The following is an 18,962-nucleotide window of genomic DNA, read 5'->3' as shown; positions in this document are numbered from 1 at the left end:
GGGGATGACCCCCGGACCCCCAGCCGGGCCGTGGCGCGGGCCGTCGCACCGGCCGCCGCCTCAGTCGTCGATCCCCGACCGCTCCACCCCTGCCACGATGTACCGCTGGAGCAGCAGGAAGACCAGCAGCAGCGGGACGATCGAGACGGCGGCCGCGATGAACAGCTCGTGGATGTTGACGACCTGTGCGGTCGTGAACGTGGACAGGGCGACCTGGACAGTCCACGCGTCGCGGTCCTGGCCGATCACCAGCGGCCACAGGAACGCGTTCCAGGCACCGATGAAGACGATCGTGCCGACGGCGGCGAAGACCGGGCGGGAGTTGGGGACGACGACGCGCCAGTAGGTGCGCCAGTACCCGAGCCCGTCCACCTGCGCCGCGTCCTCCAGCTCCCGGGGGAAGCCCAGGAAGTACTGCCGGAAGACGAAGCACGCGAACGCGCTGAACAGCGTGGGGACGATCAGACCGCGCAGCGTGGAGACCCAGCCGAGCGAGGAGACGAGCACGAAGGTCGGCACGAACGTGACCGCCGCCGGGACCATCAGGGTGCCGAGGATCGCGTAGAAGACGGCGTTCGCGTGGCGGTAGGGGATACGGGCCAGGCCGTAGCCGGCCAGGGAGGCGAGCAGCAGGGTGCCCACGGTCGTCGCCACCGCGATGAGCGTGGAGTTCAGCAGCGCGTGCGCCATCGGCACGTTCGGGTCGGCGAAGAGCTCGCGCACGTTCGACCAGCGCAGTTCCCCGGGGAAGAACGTCCAGCCGGGCGCGGTGATCTCCTCCTCCGACGCCAGGCCGTTGCGTACGAGCAGGTAGAAGGGGATCAGGAACAGCGCGGCCAGCGCGATCAGCAGTACCAGCCGCAGCGCCCGGCCGGCCCGTACCAGTGCGTCGTTCATCTAGACCGCCTTCTCGTCCTTGCCGCCGAGCCCGAACCAGCGTGCCTGCGCCACCGTCACCACCGCGATGATCAGCGCGAGGATGACCGCCCCCGCGCTGCCGAGGCCGAGGTTCTGCCCTTGGCCGAGGGCGGTGTAGTAGAGGTAGACCAGCGGCGGCCGGGCGTAGGGCGGGTAGCCGCGCGCGTCGGAGAGCAGGTTGTAGAACTCGTCGAACGCCTGGAAGGCGCCGATGACCAGCAGCAGCACCACCGCGATCGAGGTCGCGCGCAGCGCGGGGAAGGTGATGTACCGGAAGGTCTGCCACCCCGGCCGCGCCCCGTCCACGGCGGCGGCCTCGTACAGCTGGGGTGGGACGCGCTGGAGCCCGGCGAGGAAGAGCACCATGTAGAAGCCCGCCTGGAGCCAGAGCCGGACGGTGACGATGACCAGCCAGTACCAGGGCGGGTCGGTCGTCGACAGCCAGGCGATCTGGTCGGCGCCGAACCAGCCGAGGACGGTGTTGGCCAGTCCGAACCGCACCCCGTTGAAGATCGACAGCTTCCAGACCAGGGCCGCGACGACATACGAGCAGGCGGTCGGCAGGAAGAAGACCGACCGGAAGAACGCCTGGGCGAACCGCAGCCGGTTGACCGCCAGCGCGAGGCCGAGCGACAGCGCGTACGTGGTCGGGACGATGAAGGCGGTGAAGACCGCGAAGGTCAGCAGGGCGGCGCGGAAGGACGGATCGCCCAGCATCGCCGTGTAGTTGTCCAGGCCGACGAAGTCGGTCGGGGAGACGGTGTTGTGGGCGTCGAAGAAGCTGAGATAGACGCTCCAGGCCAGTGGTACGTACGTGAAGAGGACGAGCCCGGCCGCGAACGGGCCGACGAAAATCCAGAACCAGAGGGTACGGTTCCGCTGCCGCGCCGGGCGGGATGTCGTGGGTGTCATGGGTGTCGCGGCACCGGGTGCCATGCCGCGAGGCACCGTTCCGGCCTTGCTCCGCGCCGCCATTCAGGACGTCTTCTTCACGCGTCGCAGCTCGGCCTCGGCCGTGCGGACGGCCGCCCTCAGCTCGCGGTCGGGGTCGGCGCCGTCCTTGATGATGCGGCTGAGAGCGTCCTGATAGGCGGTTTGGCTCGCGACCGTCCACAGAAGGGGCTGCGCGTAACCGTGGTCGACGGTGAAGCGCACGATGTCGGCCGCCGCTCCCGATCGCAGCTTGTCGGCCTTCTTCGCGAGGGAGACGCGGGCCGGGATGTGGAAGCCGTAGGAGAGCGCGAAGTCCTGCTGGAAGTCCGTGCGCTCCACCCACAGCCACTTCACGTACGCCTTGGCCGCCTCCTTGTGCCGGCTGCGGGCGCTGACCGCGCTGCCGTACGCGCCGACGGGCACGGCGGGCCGCCCGCCCGGGCCGTCGGAAGGGAAGGGCAGCACCCCGAAGTCGTCCCCGAGCGCCTTTTTGATCTGCGGCAGTGCCCACAGCCCCGACCACTGCATGGCCGTCAGCCCCTGGACGAGGGCGGAGGGGTCGGACCAGTCGGCGGGGGCGCCCAGCAGCAGTGACTTGTCGGCGTAGAGCCGACGGATCTTGCCGAGCGTACGGGCGGCGGCGGGGTCGTCGAAGCCGACCTTGCCGTCGGCGGTGACCAGGCTCAGGCCCGCCGCGTGCAGCGGGGTGCCGCCGAGGACGCCCGCGCCGCCGTCGTTGCCGAGGAAGAGCCCCTTGGTCCGGGCGTCGGTGAGCTTCTTCGCGGCGTCGACCAGCTCGTCCAGCGTCCGGGGCGGCTTCACCCCGGCCTTGTCCAGCAGGCTCTTGCGGTAGTAGAGCACCTGGGTGTCGATGACCTGCGGGACGGCCCAGATCCGGCCGTCGTGGGTCTTGGGGGCGAGGGCCGCCGGGTGGAAGTCGTCCTTGACGCCGTGCACGAGGTCGGTGAGGTCGACGACCTGCCCGCCCCGGATCTGGTCCAGGGTCGGGCCGTTGACCTCGAAGACATCGGGCCCCGAGTCGGTCAGCAGGGCGGCCGCGGTCTGCTGGTCGTAGTTCCCGGGCCGCCACTGCACCCGGACGTCCGCCTGCTTATAGGCCTTCGCGTACCGCCGCACGGCCGGTTCGGTGCCCGCCTCGCCGTACTGGTGGTACCACTGGGACAGCTGGGACCGGGAACCGCTGCCTTCGCGCCCGGAGTTGGAGCCGCAGGCGGCGGCGAGGCCGCCCGCCAGGGCGAGCCCGCCGCCGGTTGTCAGGAGTCGTCTGCGGCTGATCGGCATGTCGCGTCCCCTCGCTGCGTTGACGTTGGCGTGTCACTGAGCGCCTGGATCGTACGGCTCAACGATCAACGATGGAGGGGGATTACGACAGGGGTGCTACAGCCGTGTGTCGGCCTTTCCGGCCGGTTCGCCACCTTGCGTCGCGCCGATCCGGAACCGCAGTCGGCAGATCACCGCGTCGGTGTCCCGGCGCACCGCGTGCGCGACGACCGCGCCGCGCTGGTTCTGCAGCAGCCGCTGCCAGACGTGCGCGGGCTCGACCTCCGGGATGAGGACGGTGACGCGGTTGTCCGGGTGCCGGTCCGCGATCTCCCGTACGTAGTCCACGATCGGACGGCCCAAGGATCGTGAGGGCGCGGGCAGTTCGACGAGATCGACGCCGGGCCGCCACAGCTCCCAGTCGCGGCGCAGCGACTCCGCCGCCGCCCGCCCGTCCGGGTCGGCCTGGGTGACGGTCACCGCCACGACCTCGTCGCCGAGCGACACGGCGGCGGTCAGGGCCTTGCTGGTCAGCCGCGACAGCGAGGAGACGGGCACGACGACCACGGAGTGGCAGCGGCGCGGCGCCTCGGGCACCCGGCCCAGCACCAGCCGAGCCCCGATCCGCCCGTACGCGCGGTGGACGGCCTCGAACACCAGGACAAGCAGCGGCAGCGCGACCACGATCAGCCACGCGCCCTCGGTGAACTTCGTCGCGGTGACGACGACGGCCGACACGCCCGTGAGCACCGCGCCGAAACCGTTGAGGAGCGCCTTGCCCAGCCAGCCGGCGGAACGTTCCTGCCGCCAGTGCCGGACCATGCCGACCTGGCAGATCGTGAAGCCGACGAACACCCCGATCGCGAACAGCGGCACCAGCGTGTTGACGTCACCGCCGGAGAAGACCAGCAGCAGCGCGGAGACGGCCGCGAGCGCGAGCACCCCGTGCCGGTGGACCTGCCGCTCGGCCTTGAGGCCGAACACGTGCGGCAGGTAGTTGTCCCGGGCCAGCAGCCCCATCAGCACCGGCAGCCCGCCGAACGAGGTGTTCGCCGCCAGCGCCAGCAGCACGACGGTCGCGAACTGCACGACGTAGAACGCCCAGTTGTGGCCCAGCGAGGCGTCCGCGAGCTGCGCGAGGACGGTGACGCCCTCGACCGGCTGGAGGTGGAAGCGGCCGATGAGGACCGACAGACCGATGAGCATGATGCCCAGCAGCGCCCCGAGCGCGACCTCCGTGCGCTGCGCCCGCCGGGTGGCCGGGGTGCGGAAGGACGGCACGGCGTTGGCCACGGCCTCGACCCCGGTCAGCGCGGAACAACCGGCGGCGAACGCCTTCAGCAGGAGCAGCGCCCCGACGGTCGTCGCGTTGTCGGACAGCGCGGACGCGTGACCGGCGGCGGCCTCGGTACTGGCGGGCGCGTCCCGGAACAGCCCCACGACGATCACGGTCATGATCGATCCGACGAAGACGGCGGTCGGAATGATGAAAGCCTTCGCCGAGTCCACGATGCCGCGCAGATTCACGGCGGTGACCAGCGCGAGGACGCCCAGACAGATCCACAGCCGGTCGCCGTAGAGCGAGGGGACGGCGGAGGTGAGCGCCGCGACGCCCGCGGTGACGGACACCGCGACGTTCAGTACGTAGTCCAGCACCAGGGAAGCGGCGGTGAACAGGCTGGTGCGCCGCCCCAGATGGCGCTTGGCGACGGCGTAGCTGCCGCCGCCGTCCGGGAAGGCCGCTATGACCTGCCGGTAGGAGGCGACGAGCACGGCCAGCAGTGCCGCGATCGCGAGCGTCACCGGCAGCGTGAAGCCCAGCCCGTGGGCGCCGGCGGCGGCGAGTACGAGGACGATCGCCTCGGGCCCGTACGCGACGGACGCCATCGCGTCGAGCGACAGAGCCGCCAGGCCCTGCGTCGCGGTCAACCGGTGCCGGTCGTCCGCCGCGGGCCGGGCGGCCTCGGTATCAGGCGGCTGCTCGCCGGTCCCGGCGGGCCGGTCGTGCTTGTTGGCCAGCATGGACATGAGTGGTCGTACCTCCGTGACGATGGGTCGCCGCTTGGCGCGAGTCGCGCTCGGCGCTCCGGAGGCTCAGGTTGCGCCCGTGATGCCAGGGAGGAGCCCGGCCTTGGCGGCGCCTTGGCGCGTTTTGGCGGTTTCTTCACGTGTTCTTGACGCCGGGGGAGGGGCGGTCGTCAGCGCGACGTCAGGGTTGCCGGGGTCGGCGTCATGGCCGCGTCAACACCGCGCGTACGGCGGGCGCGCCGGTTCTAGCGTCAGGACCATGGGACGCCGACAGACATTACGGTCGCGGGTGCATGGTTCGCTGGCGCATGGCCGCGGGGCTGACTACGGGCGAGGGCCGTACCCGTGTCCAACGACGAGCGGGGTGCTCGCCTGGGACCGCGGCTGGCGGCGCGAGGCGCGGGCCGCCTGGCTGTGCGGCCTGGCGCTCGCCGGCGTCCTCACCGCCATCGACCTCGGCCGGGGCGGGCTCGACTGGCCGCACGGCTGCTTCTGGGCGGCGCTCGGCGCCACGCTCGTCCTCGTCCTGCGCCCGGCCCGGATCACCGCCGGCGACGGCTGGCTGGCCTCGCGCGGCGTGCTGCGCGAGCGTCGCGTACGGACGGACCTGCTCACCCGGGTCCGGCGGGAGGACGGCATGGCACCGCGCCTGGTCCTGCGGGACATCACGGGAGGCCGCGTCGAACTCGACCCCCAGGCCCTCGCCGACAACCCGCTGCTCTGGCACTACCTGGACGCCGGAGCCCGCCGCGCCCGCGAACGCGGCGTGCTGCTGGAGGGAGCGGGAGTGCTGACCGCGCTGGCGGAGCGTATTGACGGGGAGGGGGCGCGGAGGCTGTTGAGCTCAGCCGAAATCAGCCCGTCCGGCGATTGAGGACACTGCCGCGCAGCGGAGGTGCACACCAACGTGACCCGCAGAGAAAAGCACGCACCCGCGAAGATCCGCCGGACAGGCTAGCCGTACCGCACGCCGGTCAGCCGCTCCGACGCCGCCCACAAACCCGCGCTCGCCTTGTCGCTCAGCGTCCACTTCGCGCGGGCGGAGCGCGTGGGGGCGCCGCGCCAGAGCTGCACGCGGGGGCCGAAGAAGTCGTCCTGGCGGACGTCCGGCGCGGTGGCCGCGTAGAGCGAGGGAAGCGCGCCCTCCTCGGCGCTCTGCGCGAAGACCCGGTTGAGGAGCTCGGCGCCCCGCTCGGCCCAGGCGCGTTCCTCCATCCGTGCCCCCGTGGTCTGGAGATTGGTCGCCGCGTACCCGGGGTGCGCGGCGACGGCCAAGACCCGCGAGCCCTCGACGGTCAGCCGGCGCGCCAGCTCATGGGTGAAGAGGAGGTTGGCGCTCTTGGAACGCCCGTACTGGATCCAGCGGCGGTAGCGGTGGTCCATGTTGAGGTCGCGCGGGTCGACCGTGCTGAGGAAGTGCAGCCCGCTGGAGACGGTGACCACCCGCGCCCCGTGCCCGGCCTCCCGCAGCCGGGGAAGCAGCAGCCCGGTCAGCGCGAAGTGGCCGAGATGGTTCGTACCGAACTGCATCTCGAAGCCGTCGACCGTGCGGCGCTGCGGCAGCGCCATCACGCCCGCGTTGTTGATCAGCAGGTCCAGGCGGTCGTCCGTGAGGTCCGCCGCGAAGGCCCGTACGGACGCGAGGTCCGCGAGGTCCAGCGGCGCGAACACCACGTCCGCGCCGGGCGCCTCCGCCCGTACCCGCTCCTCCGCCGCCTTGCCGCGCGTCGAGTCACGGCAGGCCAGCACCACCCGCGCGCCGCGCCGGGCCAGCTCCCGGGCGGTGATGTAGCCGATGCCGCTGTTGGCACCGGTCACCACGGCGGTACGGCCGCTCTGGTCGGGGATGTCGTTCGCGGTCCAGCCAGTCACGTCTGCTGTGCTCCTCTGCTCGGCGACCCGGGCGGCTGTCCGCATCGGTCGCTACGCGTCAGTAGCTTGCGTGCGTCCCAGCGTAGGCGAGGAAGGGGGCGCGCGGGCGGCCCGGGTGCCTATCAATGCGCCGTCCGCGCCCTGTTGGGCCGAACGGGTGTGCCGAGGGGCATGGCCGACAGCCGCCGACTTGTGCGGGCGCGGGTCCGCGTTGCCCGTACGATCGCGCCGGTGAGCCCCGACATATCGCTGACCACGCTGCTCCTGCTCTGCCTGGCCGCCGCAGCGGCCGGGTGGATCGACGCCGTCGTCGGCGGGGGCGGTCTCCTCCAACTCCCGGCGCTGCTGGTCGGCCTGCCGCACCTGCCGCCCGCGCACATCCTCGGCACGAACAAGGCCGTCGCCATCTGCGGCACCACCGCGGCCGCCGTCGCCTACACCCGCCGCGACCCCATGACGCTGCGCGCGGGCCTGCGCATCGGCGCCGCCGCCCTCGTCGGCTCCCTGGCCGGCGCCTTCTTTGCCTCCGGAATCAACAGCGCCGTCCTGCGCCCCCTGATCATGGTCGTCCTGCTCGCCGTCCTCGCCTTCGTCCTCCTCCGCCCCACCTTCGGCACGACCGCACCCACCCCGGGCCCGGTCACCCGCCGCCGCGTCCTGACCGCGATCGCCGTGGCAGGCCTGGGCATCGGCTTCTACGACGGCCTCATCGGCCCCGGCACGGGCACGTTCCTCGTCATCGCCCTCGCCGCGATACTCCACATGGACCTGGTGACGGCCTCCGGCACGTCCAAGGTCATCAACGTCTGCACAAACGTGGGAGCGTTGGTGACCTTCTCCCTCCAGGGCGCCGTGCTGTGGCAGGTCGCGGCCCCCATGGCCGTCTTCAACCTCGCGGGCGGCGCGACGGGCGCGCGGATGGCACTGAAGCGGGGGAGCGGGTTCGTGCGCGGGGTGCTGGTCGTGGTGGTGGTGTCACTGGTGTGCAAGCTGGCCTTTGACCAGTGGGGCTGGTGAGACGTTCCGTCATAGGGCTGCACAGAGGCCCGAGATGGGCGATATTTAGCGTGCTCATACAGTTAGCGCTGCTTTGCAGGGCTCAATCTGCCTGTTTCTGACCGTTCCCTGAACAGAGGTTGCCTAGATGAAGTTGTCACGGATCACCGCGGTCGTGGCCGCCGCCTCCATAGCCCCGGCCGTCTTCCTGGCCGCCCCGGCTGTCGCCGACGGCACGGACGCCAAGCCGCCGGTGACGACGACGCAGGAGCAGGTGCCTGTGCCGGTTCCGGCGGGTGGGGAGAAGGCTCCTGCCGATGAGGAGAAGAAGGCTCCCGTCATCACGTCCAAGGACTTCCCCAAGGAGCTCACAGCGGGAGGCGAGTGGACGGCGTTCTCGTTCGTCGTCGACAACCAAAACGGTGAACCCGTCGAGGACTTCACCTTGAGCTTCAGCCTCTTCGGCCTGGAGAAGGGGAACGGTGGTCAGATCGAGCCGCAGGACCAGCGCGCCGCGCGGCTGGAGTACCGGACGGACATTAACGCCTCCACGTCGTCCTGGGAGTCGATGGTCACAGTCGTCAGCCCCGAGAAGGTGCGCGGAGAGGCAAAGATCGGTGACATCGCCAAGGGAAGCAAGGTCACCGTCGACCTGCATGTACTCCTGCCCAAGACCTTCCCAGTAGGCCAGGCGGCCGCGAACGTGACAGCAACCATGGCAGCAAAGGAGGTTCTGACTCCGAAGCTGGGCGCGATCACCATCGTCGCCAAGGACGGCGGCAAGACGGACCCCACAGGCCCGAAGCCCACGGCCTCGGAGACTACGGGCGGTGGGACCAAGACCAAGGACCCCAAGACCGGGCCCAGCCCGAAGGCGTCCGCCACCGCAACCCCGACGACGAGCGCCACGGCCACCGCTACCGCTACCGCCACGGCCACGCCGTCCGCGAGCGAGACGACGGCCGCCGCAGTCGCGGGCAACACCACCACAACCAACAGCGGCAGCAGCGAGCTGGCCAAGACGGGCGCGGGCTCCTCCACCCCGTGGGCCCTCGCAGGCAGCGCGGGGGCGCTCGCGCTGGGCACGGGCCTGGTAGTGATGGCCCGCCGCCGGGGCGCAGCGCAGGGCTGATGCGGTAACCGACTGCATAGAGACGATGAGGCCCGGACCAGACGGTCCGGGCCTCACGCGTTGACAGCTACGGCACGGTGCTTCCGTTGTTGTCCTGTGGCATGGGCGCTTGTGACGCAGGTTCCGCGCCAGTGATTCACAACTCCTTTACAAGTAACGTGGTCCGTACATACAGTGATTGCGCTGTGACCGCAGGGCTTGGTGCGCCTGGCTGCTAACGGGCGAACCAGCCACTCCGGCATGCCCGCATGTCCTTGGCTCTGGGCACCTGGAAGGCAACCAGCACCATGTGAAACACCATCCGCCGGGTCGGCTCATGACCCACACGGGATGCCAGAAGGGGCGCTAAAACAGCATGCACGAGAGACACGTCACCTCCGTTCGGATCCGGGGATTAGCCACGCGCGGAATCGTGACCGCTACCGCGTTAGCCGCTGTAGCTGGCGTAGTCGCGCCGGACACCGCTGTCGCCGCGCCGTCGAAGACAGTGTCCGAGGCCGGCGGCATCGGGACCAATGACGAACAGCGCGTCGCGGCGGCGGCCGTGGTCCGGCTCGACCCGAAGCCGGATGTCCTCCTGCTCAGTGACTACGACTTCATCCACGCACTGTGGCAGAAGGCCAGAGACGCGGGCGAGGAGCTGGGAGCTGTACGCACAGCCGCCGAAGAGGCGATGATGAGCAGCACCAAGGCCGAGGACCACGTACGGTTCATCACGACCGGCATCCACCAGGCGTACAAGCTCGACCAACAGCGGGAGAAGGACAAGGCCGACGCCGAGCGTGCGGTCAGGCTCGCCAAGTCTCAGGTACTGATCGCGGTCGGCATTCCGAGCAGCCCTGACCTGCTGGCGCTCAGCGACGACAACTTCATCCGCGCGATCATGAAGCACGATGCTGCCGGTCCGGAGGTCCGATCGGCGGCCGCCAAGGCGCTGGCCAACGACGCGGCTGCATGGCGGGAGTTCATCGTCAACGGGGCCCGCGAAGCCCGCCAGCGGGACGTGGCCAACGAGCTCAAGGAGCTTGAGGAGAAGAACCGCAAGGAGGCGGAGCGCCGCAAGGAACTGGCTGCGCGAACGAACACCGCGGCGCTCTTCCGTGCGACGCCGACCGAGGCGATGCTCGCCCTGAGCGATGACAACTTCATCCGGGAGCTGCTGCGTACGGCGCCTGAGGATACGCGCAAGTCCGAGCTCTCCGAGGCTGCCGAGCGCGCGGTGCTCAGCTCCGACCCGGTGGAGTGGAAGAAGTTCATCCACTCAGGGGCCGAGGAGGCGTACAAGCGCGACGACGAGGCCCGTCGGAAGAAGCTCGCGGAGGAAAACCGCAAGCTCGCCCGACAGATCATGGCCACGGCCGAGAACAGCGGGGTGACCCCGGGCCTGGTGGAGGCGGCACGCAAGGCCCTTGCCGGTGACGACGCGGAGGTCGCCCGGTTCCTCAAGCCGGACAGCCAGCTCCGCGCACGACGGCAGTCGATCCAGTTGAGCGTCGGTCCGCAGGCGGGGTGGTACCTCCGCGGTTCCGCCCCGGACGACGACTACGGCTTCATCGGCCCCCTCGACGCCAAGAGTAAGCAGGCCGTCCGCGAGGAGGCCACTTGGGTCATCGTGCCCGCGCTCGCCAGCAATCCCGGCTGCTTCTCCTTCGAGTCGGTGCGCAAGCCGGGCTACTACGTGTGGGGCGAGCACGGCGGCGTCTCTAACGTCCGGATAGTCGCGGACGACGGCAGTGCGGAATTCAAGGAGTACGCCACCTGGTGCCGTTACCGGGGATTCGCCGGGACCGGGGTCTCCTTCGAGCTGGCGGGCCGACGCGGGGTCTGGCTGCGGGCGTACGGCGGACAGCTCTACGCCAATTACAGGTCGAAGGAGGAATTCAACCAGGACGCCACGTGGTCGATTGCTCCTCCGCTTGCGCGTTGAGCTCCTCCCTGCCGAGTTCACCCCAGAGAAGAACGGATCCCACGATGTTTCGGACCACGCGAGCCGCGCTGGTCATCAGCGCCAGCATCGCCGCGCTGGCCGGCGGTGCGACCACCGCCTACGCGGCTCCTGCCGACACCTCCTCCTTCGTGCGCCTGCGGGCGGAGCACAGTGACAAGTGCCTCACCGTCAGCGGCGCCAAACTGGGCCGTGCGTCTGTCGTCCAGCAGTCCTGTGCCGACGACCTGGACAACCAGCTCTTCGAGCTGCGCTCTGGTGGCGGGGGGCTGATCTCAATATGGGCCAAGCACAGCGGTCGCTGCATTGGGGGTGCCGCACCGTGGACCGACTGGTACGTCGAACAGAGGTGGTGCTCCGACAACTCCACTGAGCGTTGGCGGGTAATGCTCGTTGAGATCGCCAAGGGCCTGTACGAACTGCGTTCCGCGTCCCGCACGGACTACTGCCTGACCATCCCGTACTCCAGCCAGGCCGAGGGCGAGTGGGCGATGGTTCAGCCATGCACCGGAGCCTCCTCCCAGCGCTGGCGCATGCAGCCGACCGCCTCCTGACGCCCACTGTGTTGAGTAGGAACGGATTTACGATGGCACGGATCATCCGAGCTGCGCTTGCTCTCGGCGCCGGGCTGGCCGCACTGGCCGGCGGCACGACTACCGCACACGCGCAGAGGACCCCCGATACAGCCTCCGAGGACACTGTCGTCCAGATCGAGGTCGGGGACAGCGGGCGGTGCCTGGCCATTCCCAGCAGCCCCGCTGTCAAGAACGGCGGCCGGGCATACCTGGACGTCTGCAATGACCGGGAGTGGACGAAGTGGCGCGCGGTTCCCACTGACAACTCCTCCTTCGAGCTCCGCTCGGTGAAGGACGGCAGGTGCCTGGAGGTGGAGAACAGCGGCACTCAGGTCAAGGCCGCAGTCCAGTCATGGGACTGCTCCGGGGGTAAGCAGATGCGCTGGCAGATGGACCTCGTCGATCCTGCCCGGCAGCTCTACCAGTTGCGTCCCACGCATGTGCAGGACCGTTGCCTCGACGTGCCCGATGGGGGCGTTGTCCCGGGCAGACAGTTGTGGCAGTGGTACTGCAACCAGAGCGCCGCCCAGCTCTGGCGGATCCGGCCCGTCAATTGACCGGCGCTGTGACCACAGCACCGTCCCTCCAGGACTAAGGGCACTGCAATGCAGGTTGATTTCTTGAGAGATTCGAAGTGAGCCGTCAGTGGTGGGTCGCGCAGGCGCTGACGGTCAGCATGCTGACCGTCAGCGGAGCCCTCGCGGGCGCGGCGCCCTCATGGGCCGACGCCCCTGTCCCGATCGCCGTGTCGACCGATCAGCCCTCACCCATTGCGGCCGTCGCGGCTGAGAACGCGCGGAACCGCGTCCTCAAGGTGGCCAAGTCGAACCTCCCCGCTGAGGTGCGCGTGTCGGCGTGGAACGCGCTGCGCAGCTCCCGGGGGGATGCTGCGATCGCGGATTGGCTGGCTCCCGGTGGTGGCTATGACGCCGCCAAGCAGCGGATGAGGACCACTCGGTCTCGAAACACGGCGTTCTGTGAACGGGTCGTGAGCACCCACCCCGTGGAGTTTTCACCCGAGGTGCGTACTGCGGCCGAACGTGCCCTGAAAGGCTCGGACACCGACCGGGCGGCCTTCGTCAGGACCGGATACGCCGAGGCGCAGCAGCGTGACCGGGCTGCCAGGGAGGCTGACGCGCAGCAGAGGCAGGAAGCCGCCGCGAATGACCGGGCCTTCGTGCGCGCCCTGGCAGAGCAGGACCCAGGCGAGCAGGTGCGGGTAGCGGCGCAGTGGGCGTTGCGGACCGGTGCCACGAATGCGGACGTCGTGGAGTTCTTTGGTTACGGCTGGGTGACCGGTGCGGCGCTGGATCTCGAGGGTTACCGGATGCGGGTCGCTGACGCGGAGGTGCTGCGGCATCACACGCTGAAACTCCTGATCGAGAAGGCCACCGCCGCCGAGCAGGACCTGAAGAACACAGCCGACTGGGCCAAGGCCCGGGCTGAGGCCGAGGGAGCCTGGAGAGCGGTGGCAGAGCACGCCGATGCCGCGCAGAAGGCGTGGCTGGCCGAGCAGGACACGGCCAGGGCGCAGGCGGAGAACTGGCGGAACATCGGCAAGGCCGCAAAGGAAAGCGCGGACGGCCTTTGGAAGAACATCGCCGGGCCCGCTGACGCCAACCAGGACTCGTGGGCCAAGGAACAGACAGAGGCGGCCGGTTCGGCCGCATTCTGGAAGGACATGTTCGACCGGGCCAAGGACAGCGAGAACCGCATGCGGGGCTGATGCCGTACGGCCGCCGGGAATGACCCGTCGGTCAATCCCCTGCCATTCCCACGGTTTCTCTTTCTCTATTCGATCCCCCCTGCCCACACGCATAGGGCAGGGGTTTTCTTTTGCATTCCAACAGGAGATTTTTCGTGAGGGACAGAAGATTCCGGACCAGAACCGGAGGGTTACGCGGTCGTGCAGCCGTAGTGGCGAGCAAGGCCGTTTCCATAGCAGCAGCCGTGGCGCTGCTCGGCGGCTTGACGGGGCAGGCCGCTGCCGCCACCGATTCATCTGCCAGAGCAACTGGACTCAGCGCCCAGACACTTTCCGCCCTGGACCGTCTGAATGCCGCTCGGCAGGCGCCTGCCGCCGGGCCGAAGTCCAAACTGGACGAGATCAGTGCTGAGCGGGACCGGCAACTGGTCGAGGACTTCGCGGAGTTCGACGAAGAGGAGGAAGTCAAGGAAGCCGCTAAGAAGGCCCTGGAGAGCAGCGATCCGGACGCGATCCGGGAGTTCCTGGAGCACGGCGAGGCAGAGGCCCGCAAGCGTGCGAAGGAGCAGAGGGACGCCACCGACGTCCAGAATCGCCAGCAGATCGAGGCGATGCGCGGTACCGGCGGCTCGTACTTCGAGAAGGAGGTCGACCGTGTTCTGAAGGGGGCGGCCCGGGATCGTGCCGACTTCCTGGCTTTCGGTGCCGACATAGCCCGGCAGCGGGACAAGAAGACCCAGGAGAACGACCGCAAGCGCGCGGACGAGAACCGCAAGCGCGTGGAGATGCTGGCCGCTGCCGGTGGGCCGGAGGTGAAGAGGGCTGCTCAGGTTGCACTGGCCACGCATGACGACCAGAAAATCTCGGAGTTCCTGGAGAAGGGGTACCTGGTCGCCGCGCAGAAGGATGCCGACGACCGGGCAGCCCACGAGAAGGCCCTGAAGGAAGCCCAGGAGGCTGCGGACAAGCTGCGGGACTTGGCCGAGAAGGCCGCCCGCGCGGCGGATGCCCGCACCAAGCTGATCGCTGCGCACGGAGACGCCGTCAAGGCGCTCAAGTTGTCGTCCAACGCAATGAGTTCGGCGGCCGCGCAGTCGCGCCAGGCCGACCGGATGCTGGCAGCGGATCGAGCCGGCAAAAGGGTGTCCGACTATGACCAGGTCAAAACCGAGGTAGCCCGGCAGGTCAGGAACGCGGACCAGGCCGCCAAGCAGGCTCAGGTCGCGTCCCTCCTGGCCAAGGCTCAGGCCGACATCCTGGTGGAAACTGGGCTGACCTATGGCGTGCAGTGGGCTGAGGTTGCTTCGGGTATTGCGTCGGCGGCGGACGCGGCGGTCAAGGCGGCTGAGACCGCGCAGCATGCGGTGGATGCCACCGAGGCGGATGCCAAGGGCCTCAATGCCCAGAACCAGGCCGAACTGCACGAGCAGCAGGCCAGGAAGTGGCGGGCCAACGCTGAGGAGCACGCCAAGGCCGCGGCCAAGCTGGCAGAAGCAGCCGGCAACCAGGCCAAGATCGCCGCGAACGCCGCCGCAAGGGGCAAGCAGGCCCGCCTCGACGCCGAAAAGGCCGAGCAGGCAGCGTGGGACCACGCCAAGAAGACCCGTGAGGCCCGGGAAGAGGCCCAGCGGCAGGCCAAGGTCGCTGCCGAAGAGCGGGCAACCGCCGAGCGTGAACGCGGTCTGGCCGCCGAGGCGCGGGCTCGGGCCGAACGAGAGCGGGATACCGCCACGGCAGCACGGGCACGAGCGGATGCCGAGGCGCGTACCGCGTCAACGAAGCGGGCGGAGGCGCAGGAGGCCGCCGCTGCCGCGGCAAGGGCGCGAGAGTACGCCGTCGAGCAGGAAGGCAAAGCTGCCAGCGCGGACGAGCGGGCCGGCGGCGAGGAAGCCAAGGCCCGCGAGGCCAGGAACAATGCGGTCGAGGCCGAGCAGAACCACAAGGCCGAAGAGGCCAGGGCCCAGGCCGCTGAGGCGATAGAGGCATCGCTCCGCGGCACCGAGGACGCCGCACTGGCGCATTCCTACGCGGTTGCTGCGCGAGCGGATGCCAAGGCTGCCGGTGAGGCGGCCGGCCAGGCCCGTAGTGCCGCTGACGCAGCCAGTGGTGCAGCCGTACGGGCACGCACGGCGGCCACCGAGGCTGCGGGAGCGGCCGCTCGGGCGCGAGCTGCGGCGGCGGAGTCCGCCGCGCATGCTGCGAACGCCAACGCCGCAGCGAATAACGCCGAAGCCGCGGCAGCCAACGCCAACGCGGCAGCGAACAAGGCCGCGGCCGAAGCCGCAGCTACCCGCGCCGCAGCGCAGCGGGCCAACGCCAAGGCCGCTGTGGCCACGGCTCAGGAAGCCCGCGCGGGCATCGCCGCACACGAAGCCGCCCGTCTGGCCGGTCTGGCCGCGATCCAAGCGAAGAACGCCGTGCAGGCGGCCAACCGCACCAAGGACGAGGCCGACGGCGCGGTACGCGAGGCCGCGATGGCCAAGATCCAGGCCACCATCGCCGTGCAGGCGTCCATGGCGGCGCGCTCCACAGCAGCCGGCATCGCCGACCCCGCCAACACCGCCATTGCACTGACTGCCCCCTTCTCCGGCAAGGACGTCGACGCCGACTTCGCTGCCGCAGTGGCCGCCGCCGCCCAGGAGATGGGACAGGAGCAGGTCGAGTCGGCGGAGGCCAAGGCCACCGAAGCGGTCAAGGCCGCCGAAGCCGCCGAGGCCGCCGCGCAGCGGGCTAACGCGCAGGTTGCCCCTGCGTTCAAGGCTGCTGCGGACGCGGCACGTTCCTCGGTCAGCGCGGCACGCTCAACGGCAGCCGCCCTGAAGTCGGCAGCCCAGGCCGCAGAGGACGGAGCCAAGGCTAGGGCCGCCGCGTCTCGGGCCAATCAAGCCGACGCCCAGGCTCAGGCCGACTCCAATCTCGCCCGGCAGAGCGCCAACGGTGCCTACGCGGATGCGGCAGCGGCGCGTCAGGCAGCCACGCAAGCGGAGGCCGAAGCAGAACGGGCACGCGGCGCCGCCACCGAGGCGGACAACCAGGCCACAGCCGCCAACAGCGCTGCCAGCATGGCCGAGAACCAGGCCACCGTTGCTCAGGGAGCGGCATCACAGGCGGCAGCGGACGCCACGGCCGCAGGCAAGCTGGCCGAATCCGCTGAAGAGCACGCCAAGTCGGCGGAAGCTGCGTCGAAGAACGCCGACAAGTACGCCCGCGAGGCCGATGCAGCAGCCAAGAAGGCCGAGGAATACCAGCGCGAGCTGGAACGCAAGGCCCGCGAGGAAGCCGCCCAGCAGGACGGCAAGGGCAGCAGCGCCAAGCCGACCGAGGCCGAGGAAAAGGCGCTCAAAGAGCTCGGCATCTCGCCCGAGCAGTACGAAGAGGACCGAAAGCTTGCCGACAAGAAAATAGTCGACCACCTGGTCGACATCGGCAGCGATGTACTCCTTGAGTTCATTCCGCTTGAGGACATCAAGAAGTGCTTCGGCGATGGCGACGTCGTGAGCTGCGTCATGGCGCTGATCAAGGCCATCCCTGCCAGTAAGGCGGTGCAGGCCTTCCAAAAATTCCCGGAACTCGTCAAGGCTGCCAAGCGCCTTGCGGGAATCGGTAAATCCCTTGAAAAGTCTGCTGAGGCGAAAAAGCGGATCAAAAGGGTAGAAGAAGCCCTGGAGGAAATTCGCAAGAACCTTCCGGGCTGCGACGTTGAGCACAAGCGGGATAAGTCTAAGCCCAGAAATCCAAAAAAGCCCAAGCATGTCAGCTTCGCATCGCTGGGTAGCGGCACCAGTGGGTCGATCAATAACGTTCGGGCCGGGCGCCAAACGCTGGGTGACGGCCCCACTCCAGTCTTCGCCGACTGCAATATAGTGTATCGAGGTGACAACCGGTCGCCTGCCGAGATAGAGGCTGCTGGGGGCTTCATGCCCAAGGATCCGAATTCGACACGTTCCCTTTTGGCGTACGTGGAGGATAGTAGCGTCCCCAGTCGATTCGTGGGAACGTCCAAGCGTGCCGACGTCGCTGTAACGTTCCCCATGGGTTCTCGGGGCGGTAGCTACGTTTACGAGATCAAGGGTGCGCCTGGGGGGATCGACGTCAATGAAACAGTCGGCAGACTCAACAACCCCAATGCTCACGAAGCCGAGGTGGCTTTCGATGGCGGCGTACCCTGGCGATATGTGACGAGGATTTGGCAGAAGGATGAATGGGGTGACATAGATTTCGACTACGATGAGCCTATTTGGCAGAGATAGTGGATCTTTCGGTGCCCGGAGAGCGCGAAGTTAGGGTGAAGGGTATGGCGGTCTACGAGTACTTGCCGATTGAAATGGCGAGGCTCGGGGTGGTCAGAAAGGCTACCGGGTTGAGCCTTGACCAGGTGCAGGATTGCGTGCGGTTCGCCGAGGAACGCGAGGCGCGTGCACGTATAGAGCCAGCGGAGCCGCTCAATCTCTGCGAGCTCGCGATCTCCCAGTGGGAGTCGCTTGCCTGGCAGCGGATCGCACATGTGATGGCGGAACAGCAGATGGCGGCCTACAACCCTGAGCAGGACTACCGCGCTGTCCGCTGGCGCCAACAGCGTTCGCAGCGTCTGGCCACCGAGGTTGCCGATGCCGAAAAGCGCAGCGGAATACCTGCCGAGATCCTGCGACATCGCGTCTACCGGATCACCGCCGAGCCGGCCGCCAGCCGGACCGTTGGGGAATCGCCCTTCGTGGTCCACCTAATGGGCTCCTGCCTCAGCGAAGCCGTCAACCTGGCCTGGAACGTCTACGGACGACCCGGAGGCCTCTACCAACAGCGCGGGTACCGGATCACGCAGGCCGAGCAGGTTCTACCCGGGGCCGGAGAATGGTTTTGAACCACCTCCGAGCCTTGTGACCATATGGCAAGAGGCCCCTGCGTTCCTGTCCTGACAGCAGGAGACGCAGGGGCCGCCTCCATGTGACGAGCTCCACGGACACCGCCACTGCCGCGCCGTCCGCAAGCGCAGGCTCTCTCCTCACAGGTCCCACTCGCCGTCAAACCGCCACGACCCTCGGTCGGGTGGTTTGGGACGCAGCTTGCCCCGACCCGTCGAACTGGCCGGAAGAATAGGTCTGTTGTTGCCGTCGGGAGGGACATTCGGATGGGAACGAAGTGGTCTGCTGCCCCATGGGGCATGGGGCTGGCCTTGGTGGCCGTCATGGCATCAGCGGCAACACCGGCAGCCGCTCACGGCCGAACATCGCATCAGCTGGCCAAGCGCATCGTGCTCACGAACCCGGACAGCGGCCGGTCCGTGCCCGCGAGCACGGGCGACGACATCGAAGTTCGCCTCACCCACTACAGCGAACGCGGACTCAACTACAGCTGGGGCATCCCGAAGCCCAGTGACCCCGCGGTGCTCCGACGGACCTCGGGTGGCAGCACACCGGCCGGCGACGCAGCAGTGACCTTCCACGGGGAGAAACCCGGCACAGTCACCCTCAGTGCGCCTCGCCGTTGCCGCCCCGATCCGGGCAAGATCTGTCCCTTGGTCGTCTCACCTTGGCGCGTCACGGTGACCGTGAAGTGACCGGACGGACGCAGGCCGCCAGG

Annotated in this window: 15 protein-coding genes; 10 read left to right on the top strand and 5 right to left on the bottom strand. The window is 68.9% G+C overall.

Going from position 1 to position 18,962, the window contains the following annotated elements; all coding sequences use genetic code 11:
* Positions 1-60: 60 nt before the first annotated feature.
* From AB8O64_RS12245 to AB8O64_RS12230, 4 genes are all read right to left on the bottom strand, one after another.
* Complete coding sequence (locus AB8O64_RS12245; RefSeq protein WP_370419199.1) at positions 61-897, bottom strand: carbohydrate ABC transporter permease; 837 nt, start codon at positions 895-897, stop codon at positions 61-63.
* Positions 898-1,830 carry a carbohydrate ABC transporter permease gene (locus tag AB8O64_RS12240; RefSeq protein WP_370419198.1) on the bottom strand — a complete coding sequence of 311 codons (933 nt, stop codon included), beginning with the start codon at positions 1,828-1,830 and terminating at the stop codon, positions 898-900.
* Positions 1,831-1,893: 63 nt separating this feature from the next.
* Positions 1,894-3,153: an ABC transporter substrate-binding protein gene (locus AB8O64_RS12235; protein ID WP_370419197.1), complete on the bottom strand. Its 1,260-nt coding sequence runs from the start codon at positions 3,151-3,153 to the stop codon at positions 1,894-1,896.
* A 96-nt stretch (positions 3,154-3,249) separates the two neighbouring features.
* Positions 3,250-5,160: an APC family permease gene (locus AB8O64_RS12230; RefSeq protein ID WP_370419196.1), complete on the bottom strand. Its 1,911-nt coding sequence runs from the start codon at positions 5,158-5,160 to the stop codon at positions 3,250-3,252.
* A 364-nt stretch (positions 5,161-5,524) separates the two neighbouring features.
* On the opposite strand from AB8O64_RS12230, the gene AB8O64_RS12225 reads away from it, so the two are divergent.
* On the top strand, positions 5,525-6,034 hold the full coding sequence (locus tag AB8O64_RS12225; RefSeq protein WP_370419195.1) for a hypothetical protein: 510 nt from the start codon (positions 5,525-5,527) through the stop codon (positions 6,032-6,034).
* 80 nt (positions 6,035-6,114) lie between these two features.
* Here AB8O64_RS12225 and AB8O64_RS12220 read toward each other — a convergent pair whose 3' ends face one another.
* Positions 6,115-7,032, bottom strand: a complete 918-nt coding sequence (locus AB8O64_RS12220; RefSeq protein WP_370419194.1) for an oxidoreductase — start codon at positions 7,030-7,032, stop codon at positions 6,115-6,117.
* Between the two features lie 231 nt (positions 7,033-7,263).
* Between AB8O64_RS12220 and AB8O64_RS12215 the strand changes: the two genes are divergently transcribed.
* The 9 genes from AB8O64_RS12215 (at position 7,264) to AB8O64_RS12175 (ending at position 18,939) form a co-directional block, all read left to right on the top strand.
* Positions 7,264-8,049, top strand: coding sequence for a sulfite exporter TauE/SafE family protein (locus AB8O64_RS12215; RefSeq protein WP_370419193.1), 786 nt, complete (start codon positions 7,264-7,266; stop codon positions 8,047-8,049).
* Positions 8,050-8,176: 127 nt separating this feature from the next.
* Positions 8,177-9,160, top strand: coding sequence for an LPXTG cell wall anchor domain-containing protein (locus tag AB8O64_RS12210; protein WP_370419192.1), 984 nt, complete (start codon positions 8,177-8,179; stop codon positions 9,158-9,160).
* A 487-nt stretch (positions 9,161-9,647) separates the two neighbouring features.
* Positions 9,648-11,087 carry an AbfB domain-containing protein gene (locus tag AB8O64_RS12205; protein WP_370419191.1) on the top strand — a complete coding sequence of 480 codons (1,440 nt, stop codon included), beginning with the start codon at positions 9,648-9,650 and terminating at the stop codon, positions 11,085-11,087.
* Positions 11,088-11,131: 44 nt separating this feature from the next.
* Positions 11,132-11,659 (top strand): RICIN domain-containing protein, encoded by a 528-nt coding sequence (locus AB8O64_RS12200; protein WP_370419190.1) that lies wholly within the window; start codon positions 11,132-11,134, stop codon positions 11,657-11,659.
* A 32-nt stretch (positions 11,660-11,691) separates the two neighbouring features.
* Entirely contained in the window at positions 11,692-12,237 is a 546-nt protein-coding gene (locus AB8O64_RS12195; protein WP_370419189.1) for an RICIN domain-containing protein, read from the top strand.
* 77 nt (positions 12,238-12,314) lie between these two features.
* Positions 12,315-13,406, top strand: coding sequence for an ALF repeat-containing protein (locus tag AB8O64_RS12190; protein ID WP_370419188.1), 1,092 nt, complete (start codon positions 12,315-12,317; stop codon positions 13,404-13,406).
* A gap of 224 nt (positions 13,407-13,630) precedes the next feature.
* Positions 13,631-17,635, top strand: coding sequence for a hypothetical protein (locus AB8O64_RS12185; RefSeq protein WP_370419187.1), 4,005 nt, complete (start codon positions 13,631-13,633; stop codon positions 17,633-17,635).
* Between the two features lie 44 nt (positions 17,636-17,679).
* Positions 17,680-18,243: a hypothetical protein gene (locus tag AB8O64_RS12180; RefSeq protein WP_370419186.1), complete on the top strand. Its 564-nt coding sequence runs from the start codon at positions 17,680-17,682 to the stop codon at positions 18,241-18,243.
* Between the two features lie 300 nt (positions 18,244-18,543).
* On the top strand, positions 18,544-18,939 hold the full coding sequence (locus tag AB8O64_RS12175; RefSeq protein WP_370419185.1) for a hypothetical protein: 396 nt from the start codon (positions 18,544-18,546) through the stop codon (positions 18,937-18,939).
* The last annotated feature ends 23 nt before the right edge of the window (positions 18,940-18,962 follow it).

The sequence above is a fragment of the Streptomyces sp. QH1-20 genome, from assembly GCF_041283565.1.
GTDB classification, from domain to species: Bacteria; Actinomycetota; Actinomycetes; order Streptomycetales; family Streptomycetaceae; genus Streptomyces; species Streptomyces syringius.
This window is presented reverse-complemented; position numbering and strand designations above follow the sequence as displayed.